Here is a 7,055-nt window from a genome sequence, read left to right as displayed (position 1 = left end):
CGTAGAAGACACGACCGCGTTCCTGATCTTCCACCAGAACCACGGCACCAGAAAGGCCAGCAGCCAGGCGCCCAGACGATGGTCAAACTGGACCAGCGCCATATTGTTGAAGAAATTCAGATACCAGGGATCGATGACGAAGCTTTCCGGCGGCAACACATGCCCGTTCATCAGGGGAAAGCTGTTGTAGGCCTTGCCGGCACGAATGCCAGCGACAAAGCCGCCGGTAATGACCATGTAGCCAACCAGGACCGTCAACCAGAAGCCGGTCCGCTGCAGCCCCTGCAGCGCAACGTCGCGGCTGCCCCGGCTGCGCTCGCTGAGCAGGCCCAGCGCCACCCAGAACATCGCCAGGAAAATCAGGAAGGCCAGCGACAGATGCGCGGTCAGCCGATAGTGACTGACGCGCGGGTCGTCGACCAGGCCGCTCTTGACCATGTACCAGCCCATCGCTCCCTGTAACCCCCCGAGCACGAACATCCCCAGCAGCCTCGGGACCAGCGACGGCGCGATCCGGCGCCGCAACAAAAAGTAGATGAATGGCAGCAGGAAAACCAACCCGATCAGGCGTCCGAGAACGCGGTGCCAGTATTCCCAATAGAAAATGCTCTTGAACTCTGCGAGCGTCATCTGGTGGTTGACCTTCTGATATTCAGGGGTTTTCTTGTATTTCTCGAAGGTCTCGTCCCATTCCGCCGGATTGAGCGGCGGGATGACACCGACAATCGGCTGCCACTCGACGATCGACAGGCCCGAATGGGTCAGACGTGTGACGCCACCGACCACCAGAATGGCGAAGACCATGGCACTGCAAATCAGCAGCCAGAGTGCAACTTGTCGGCGAGCAACCTTATCCATGACAGATCACCGGGGTAAAAAGCGAAGCCACGGATTATATGCTCTTTGCGACGCTCCCCAAGCCTTGCGGCGATTGCGACGATTGCGACCATTGGTCGCCGCCCAAACCATGCAATGCTGATGGCTGCTGGCTTTGCCGACCATCATCGGGTTTCCCCGGTTCTTGACGTGTATCAAATCAATGGCCGCCCGGCTGCAGGTATCCTGCGGTCAATTGTGCCCGGAAGGCCCAAGAAATTCGACCTTATCCGCAACTTACCAGCCGCTACAAGCGCAAATCATTGATGGAGGATATAAATATGGCCGTCAACAACGATGATGACGTTCCGTTCATGCAGAAGCTGCTGGACAACCACTTCCTGCTGCTGTTTCTCGGCGTGGCCTCACCCGGTTTGCTCTATATCCTGTGGGGCATCATCGACATCATGAACACACCGGTTGCCCGGTAGGTCGGCCATTCACATCAGGGAGAAACAAATATGAGTGCAATTCTGCCGCCGTCGGAACGGCTCTGGTGGAAGCAACCCATCGACAAGGTCGAATGGGCGTGGATCGCGATCGCCTTCGTCTGGGGGATGGTCATGTTCGTGATGATGATCTACTGGCACGTCTACGGGAAGCAGAACCTCTCCAACGAGGCCTACAAGACCAGCCCCGAAATGTTTGCTGCCAAGGCCGAAAAGTTCATCGCCGAAAACACCATCCGTACCGAGACCGACCAGAACATTCCTGTGGTCAAGGTGCCGGCTGGCGGTGACGGTTACCTGATCGCCCGCCTGTGGGCATGGTATCCGATTCTCGAACTGGAAAAGGGGCAGACCTACAAGATCCACCTCTCGTCGATGGATTACAACCATGGCTTTTCGCTGCAGCCCGTCAATATCAACATCCAGGTCATTCCGGGTTACGAGCACGTCGTCAAGATGACGCCGACCAAGGAAGGCACTTACGCCATCGTCTGCAATGAATACTGCGGCATCGGTCACCACGCGATGCTCGGCCGTATCTACGTGAAATAAGGGGGAAAGAATAGATGGCAACGACCTACCGTACCTGTCCCATTTCCGGACTCCAGTTCGAGGACCAGGCCGAGAAGCTGATGCGCTGGAACGCCGTCGTCGGCGTTCTCTGGCTGCTCGTCGGCGGCATCACGGCGCTGCTGGTGATCCTCACCCGCTGGCCGGCGATCAAGCTGCTGCCGGCCGACCAGTTCTACCTGATCCTCACTGCGCACGGCATCGACATGCTGATCCTGTGGATCCTGTTCTTCGAAATGGCGGTTCTGTACTTCGCCTCATCGACACTGCTGAGATGTCGACTGGCCACGCCGCAGATCGCCTGGCTCGGTTTCTGGCTGATGGTCATCGGCGGCATCATGACCAATGTCGCGATCTTCGAGGGCGAATCGAGCGTGATGTTCACCTCCTATGTGCCGATGCAGGCTGCTCCCCACTTCTACCTGGGGATCATCCTGGTCGCCGTCGGCGCACTGCTCGGCGTCGCCGTCTTCTTCGGCACGCTGGTCGTCGCCAAGAAGGACAAGACCTATCAGGGCTCGCTGCCGCTGGTGACTTTTGGCGCGCTGACCGCAGCGATCATCGCCACCTTCACGATCCTCGCCGGCGCCGGCATCCTGCTGCCGACCTTCTTGTGGTCGGTCGGACTGATCAAGGAAATCGACGCGCAGTTGTACCGCATGGTGTGGTGGGGTCTGGGGCACTCTTCGCAGCAGATCAACGTTGCCGCGCACGTCTCCGTCTGGTACCTGACCGCCGCCGTGATCTTCGGCGCCAAGCCCTTGTCCGAGAAAGTATCGCGCTTTGCCTTCCTGCTCTACATCCTTTTCCTGCAACTCGCCAGTGCGCACCACCTGCTCTCCGATCCCGGCATGAGCGCCGAGTGGAAAGTGTTGAACACTTCCTACTTCATGTACTTCGCGGTGATGGCCTCGATGATCCACGGCTTCACGGTTCCTGGTGCGATCGAAGCGGCACAGCGGCGCAAGGGTTACACCAACGGCCTGTTCGAATGGCTGCGCAAGGCGCCCTGGGGAAATCCGGTGTTCTCCGGCATGTTCATCTCGCTGGTCAGCTTCGGTTTCCTCGGCGGCATCTCGGGGGTGGTGCTTGGTACCGAGCAGATCAACATGCTGATGCACAATACCTTCTATGTCCCGGGCCACTTCCACACCACGGTCGTCACCGGCACGACACTGGCCTTCATGGCGATCACCTACCTGCTGGTACCGGTCCTCTTCCGGCGCGAAATGATTCTCCCCAAACTGTGCCAGATCCAGCCCTACCTGTTCGGCATCAGCATGTCGGTGCTCGGCCTGGTGATGATGGGTGCCGGTACGCTCGGCGTCTCCCGCCGGCACTGGGACATGGCCTTCTCCGGCGCACCGTTCCAGTACGAATGGCCAGGTGCCGCCTACCTGATGATGGGTCTGACCGGGATCTTCGGCGTCATCGCCGTGATTGGCGGCGGGCTGTGGATTCTGCTCGTCGTCGGTTCGCTGCTGTTCGGCAAGAAACTCGACGGCGGCAAGGTTTCCGACCGGCCAACGCCGATCCCGTCGAGCACTCAGGCAGCTTCCGCTGTTGCACATGGTAGCGACCACGTCCCGGTTCCCGGAACCGTCGTCCTGGCCCTGTTGCTGTTTGTCTGCTTCGTCCTTTACTACTTCGTCAACTGGAAGTACCTTTCCGAAGTCTGGCTGCTCAGCTGATCTGGCACCTCCCCCCACGCCCTCGGCGTGGGGGCCTGCCTCAATCGGTCCTGGCTACGACAGGTCCGATTCAAGCCGGTCCGCACACCTCCCAGGCCACCCGATCATTACCTTGACTGCTACCGCTATCGACCACCCATGCCATCCGCCCGCGCATCGAAAAGCACCTCTCCCCTCCGTGCCATTCTCGGCGTGTTCAAGCTGCGCATCGGCGTCGTCATCACCTTTACCGCCCTCGCTGGTCTGGCGGTCAGCTCCGGACCCAGCCTGAGCCTGCTGCAGTTACTCGTGCTGACCTTGTCGGTGCTGATTTCCTCAGCCAGCGCCGGAGCCTTCAACCAGTATTACGAACATGACAGCGACCTGCTGATGTCGCGAACCTGCAAGCGGCCCTTCGTCACTGGCGAACTTCGGCACGGACCGGTCTGGCTACTGGTCATTGCCGCCCTGATGACGCTCTCGGTCGGTGCCGCCTGGGTCGCCTTGAATGCCTGGTCAGCACTGTTTGTCTTCCTCGGCGCTTTCTTCTACGCCGTCGTTTACACTGTGTGGCTGAAGCGGCGCACCTGGCTGAACATCGTCTTCGGCGGGCTGGCCGGGAGCTGGGCGGTGCTCGCTGGCGCGACCGCAGCCGACCCACAGCCCGGCGCCATCCCGCTAACGCTGGCACTGGTTCTCTTTCTATGGACACCGCCGCATTTCTGGAGTCTGGCGATCGCATTCCGTGACGACTACGCCGCCGCCGGAGTGCCGATGCTGCCAGTCGTCGTCGGCGACCAGCAAGCAGCAAACACAATCTTCTTCAGTACCCTGGCGCTGGTCGCAGCCAGCCTGTTGCCCCTGGCCTTCGGGCTTGGCATGATCTACTTCGTCGGCGCCTTTGCCGGTGGCTTCCTGTTCATTCAGAAAGCCTGGCGCCTGACTCGCGACCCCTGCCGCAAGTCGGCGATGATCTGCTTTCATGCATCACTGATCCAGCTGACCCTGGTCCTGTTCGGTGCCATCCTTGACACGCAATCCGGTTTCTGATTTTGTACGGCCCACCCCGGTGAATGGCCAGTTTGCGCGCGCACTGCTACTCGTGTTTCTCCTCCTGCTCGCAGCACCACCGCTGCTCGCCGACGACGCAACACCCGAAAAGCCCAAGCTCACCGCTCGCCCACAAGGGATCAACAGCAGCCTGGTGCTCACCGCCCTGGACGAAAAAGCGGCTTTCGAACTCTCGCAAAGCGCAATCGGCAAAGCGGTCGGAGACTTCGTACTCCTCGATCGCCAAGGGCGACCGGTTGAACTGTCGCGCTATCGAGGCAAGCCGCTGCTGGTCAACTTCATCTACACCGCCTGCTTCCAGGTCTGTCCGACGACCACCCGCAACCTGCAGAAAGCCGTCGAGAATACGGTCAGCGTGATGGGCGCCGACCGCTTCAACATGATCAGCATCGGTTTCAATCAGCCCTTCGACTCGCCGGCCGCTTTGCGGGACTTCGCCAGACAATACGGCATCCGTCTGCCCAACTGGGAATTCCTGAGCCCTGCCCCGGCGATCGTCGGCGAGTTGACACGCAATTTCGGCTTCAGCTTTGTGGCCACCGCGGCCGGCTTCGACCACCTCAACCAGGTGACCCTGGTCGATTCCGACGGCAAGATCGTTCGCCAGGTCTATGGCGAGACGTTCACCGCCGAGGACATCGCCGAACCGCTCAAGCTTCTGATCGCGCACTCGGCGATCCCGCCCGAGGTCGGCACACTCAATGAAATCATGCAGCGCGTCAGAATCCTCTGCTCGATCTACGATCCCGTGACCGGCAGATACCGGACCAACTACTCGATGTATTTCCAGATCGCCGGCTTCCTCACCTTTGTCGGCTTCATGATCCATCTGTCGATCAATTTCTGGAAGAACCGGCGTCGCAACCCGATAAAAACGCCCTGAACTTCAGCCTGAACCGGTCCAGGCGCCTCACCGACTGTCCCTCGCTCGCCAATCAAAGAACGTAAAACAGGACCGCAAAGTAATGGGCCGCGCTGCCGGCCATCACGAACAGGTGCCAGACACCATGCGCATGCCGGAGGCGGGTGTCGAGTACATAGAAGGCGATCCCGCTGGTGTAGAACACGCCACCCGCCGCCACCCAAGTGAAGCCGGCCACCCCCAGCGCCTGCAACAGCGGCACCAGCGCCACCACTACCGCCCAGCCCATCACGATGTAGATCACCAGTGACAGGATGCGGGCTTCGCTGCGCATGCGCAGTTCCTGTACACCACCGAGCAGCGCCAGCCCCCAGACGACGGCCAGCAGAGACCAGCCCCAGGGACCGCGCAAGGTGACCAGGCAGAACGGGGTGTAACTGCCGGCAATGAGCAAATAGATACTCTGGTGGTCCAGCTTGCGCAAGATGTCCTTGGCACGTCCACGAAAGCTGTGGTAGAGCGCCGAAAAGCTGTAGAGCAACACCAGCGTCGCGCCGTAAATCGAGATGCTGACAATCTTCCACGCATCGCCGCTCTGTGCTGCCAGGACCACTAGCACGGCCGTCCCAGCGACCGCCAGAATGGCCCCGACCAGATGTGTCCAGGCGTTGAATTTTTCCCCGTAGTACATATGGAATTCCCCCGCAGGATTTGTCTCTATTGCGCGAATGATTCTGAGCTGTTGAAAGCGGCTGGAAAATCGATGCAGCGGCAGATGAGGTTCCCTCGGTTTTTCGTCTTCGAAAGGGTGGGGTTCATGCTACCTGTTTTTCCTGATCCTGCCTGCTGAGCCACTCTTCCATGAACTGAACAGGCGACACATAGCCCAGACTCGCATGCTGGTTTCCGATTGTAGAAAACCTCGATGTACTCAAAGCTGGTGGCCTTCAGGGCGGCATGGCTGGCATGACGTACGCCATGCACCCGCTCATTCTTGAAGCTGTTGAACCAGCTCGCAGCCGCGACAGTTCCATCTCTTCTGGCGTCACCGTCCGGCTGCCCGCTTCGTTTGGGTTGCCCCTCGCCGCTGCCTTCACCCAGTTGCGCAAGGTCTGCTCGACCAGCCCCAATTCCTTGGCAACCACACCAGCGGTCTCGCCTGCCTTCACCCGCTTTACCGCCCGGTCCCTGAACTCCGGCGTGAATACCGGTTTCGGTATCTTCATTTCTTCGCTTCCAAAGTGACTAAATTTTACGTCACCCTGGGAAGACGAAATTTCGGGGGAAGCTCACTTTTCGAGCAGATGGGGGGGCGCCCATGAAAACCGAAGATCTGATCACCGCCGTCAAGGAAGCTTTCGGCCAACACCCTGAGGATGTTCTTGGTCCCGCCAAGATGGCTGCGGAGGGCCTCAGCTGGCTGAATGAGATTCTGGTCAGTATCCGGCGCGAAGCCGAAGGCGAGAACTGCGCGCCACGCATCGTCAAGCTTGCTGCTGCTGGGGCTTACCTCGCCGTCGACCTGGAGAACTATTGCGGCAGCGAGCACGAAAGCAT

The 7,055-nt window shown here is 59.7% G+C and carries 8 protein-coding genes and 1 pseudogene; 6 read left to right on the top strand and 3 right to left on the bottom strand.

The window, feature by feature from the left end; translation table 11 throughout:
• Nucleotides 1–858 (bottom strand): COX15/CtaA family protein (locus CAPSK01_RS09870; RefSeq protein WP_034925813.1); only part of this gene is annotated, 858 nt, incomplete at its 3' end.
• A gap of 299 nt (nucleotides 859–1,157) precedes the next feature.
• On the opposite strand from CAPSK01_RS09870, the gene CAPSK01_RS22570 reads away from it, so the two are divergent.
• The 5 genes from CAPSK01_RS22570 to CAPSK01_RS09850 all read left to right on the top strand — a co-directional run bounded on the left by CAPSK01_RS22570 (nucleotide 1,158) and on the right by CAPSK01_RS09850 (nucleotide 5,519).
• Nucleotides 1,158–1,307 carry a hypothetical protein gene (locus tag CAPSK01_RS22570; protein ID WP_171047387.1) on the top strand — a complete coding sequence of 50 codons (150 nt, stop codon included), beginning with the start codon at nucleotides 1,158–1,160 and terminating at the stop codon, nucleotides 1,305–1,307.
• A 30-nt stretch (nucleotides 1,308–1,337) separates the two neighbouring features.
• The gene (locus CAPSK01_RS09865) at nucleotides 1,338–1,877 is read left to right on the top strand and encodes a cytochrome c oxidase subunit II (RefSeq protein WP_034925811.1); all 540 of its coding nucleotides are present in this window, start codon (nucleotides 1,338–1,340) and stop codon (nucleotides 1,875–1,877) included.
• Between the two features lie 14 nt (nucleotides 1,878–1,891).
• A complete protein-coding gene (locus CAPSK01_RS09860; protein ID WP_034925809.1) occupies nucleotides 1,892–3,586 on the top strand; it encodes a cbb3-type cytochrome c oxidase subunit I in 1,695 nt (564 codons plus the stop codon).
• Nucleotides 3,587–3,724: 138 nt separating this feature from the next.
• Nucleotides 3,725–4,615, top strand: coding sequence for a heme o synthase (cyoE, locus tag CAPSK01_RS09855; RefSeq protein ID WP_034925807.1), 891 nt, complete (start codon nucleotides 3,725–3,727; stop codon nucleotides 4,613–4,615).
• Nucleotides 4,593–5,519 (top strand): SCO family protein, encoded by a 927-nt coding sequence (locus CAPSK01_RS09850; RefSeq protein ID WP_273703440.1) that lies wholly within the window; start codon nucleotides 4,593–4,595, stop codon nucleotides 5,517–5,519. The genes cyoE and CAPSK01_RS09850 overlap by 23 nt, the downstream gene beginning before the upstream one ends.
• A 52-nt stretch (nucleotides 5,520–5,571) precedes the next feature.
• Here the strand turns inward: CAPSK01_RS09850 and CAPSK01_RS09845 are convergent, their stop codons facing one another.
• Both CAPSK01_RS09845 and CAPSK01_RS09840 read right to left on the bottom strand, forming a co-directional pair.
• Nucleotides 5,572–6,189 carry a hemolysin III family protein gene (locus CAPSK01_RS09845; RefSeq protein ID WP_034925803.1) on the bottom strand — a complete coding sequence of 206 codons (618 nt, stop codon included), beginning with the start codon at nucleotides 6,187–6,189 and terminating at the stop codon, nucleotides 5,572–5,574.
• A 319-nt stretch (nucleotides 6,190–6,508) separates the two neighbouring features.
• Nucleotides 6,509–6,724: pseudogene (locus CAPSK01_RS09840) on the bottom strand (transposase); the annotation flags it as partial.
• Nucleotides 6,725–6,816: 92 nt separating this feature from the next.
• Between CAPSK01_RS09840 and CAPSK01_RS09835 the strand changes: the two are divergent.
• On the top strand, nucleotides 6,817–7,055 hold a 239-nt coding region (locus CAPSK01_RS09835; RefSeq protein WP_273703439.1), incomplete at its 3' end, for a hypothetical protein.

This window comes from Candidatus Accumulibacter vicinus (assembly GCF_000584955.1).
In the GTDB taxonomy this organism is placed as follows: domain Bacteria; phylum Pseudomonadota; class Gammaproteobacteria; order Burkholderiales; family Rhodocyclaceae; genus Accumulibacter; species Accumulibacter vicinus.
This window is presented reverse-complemented; position numbering and strand designations above follow the sequence as displayed.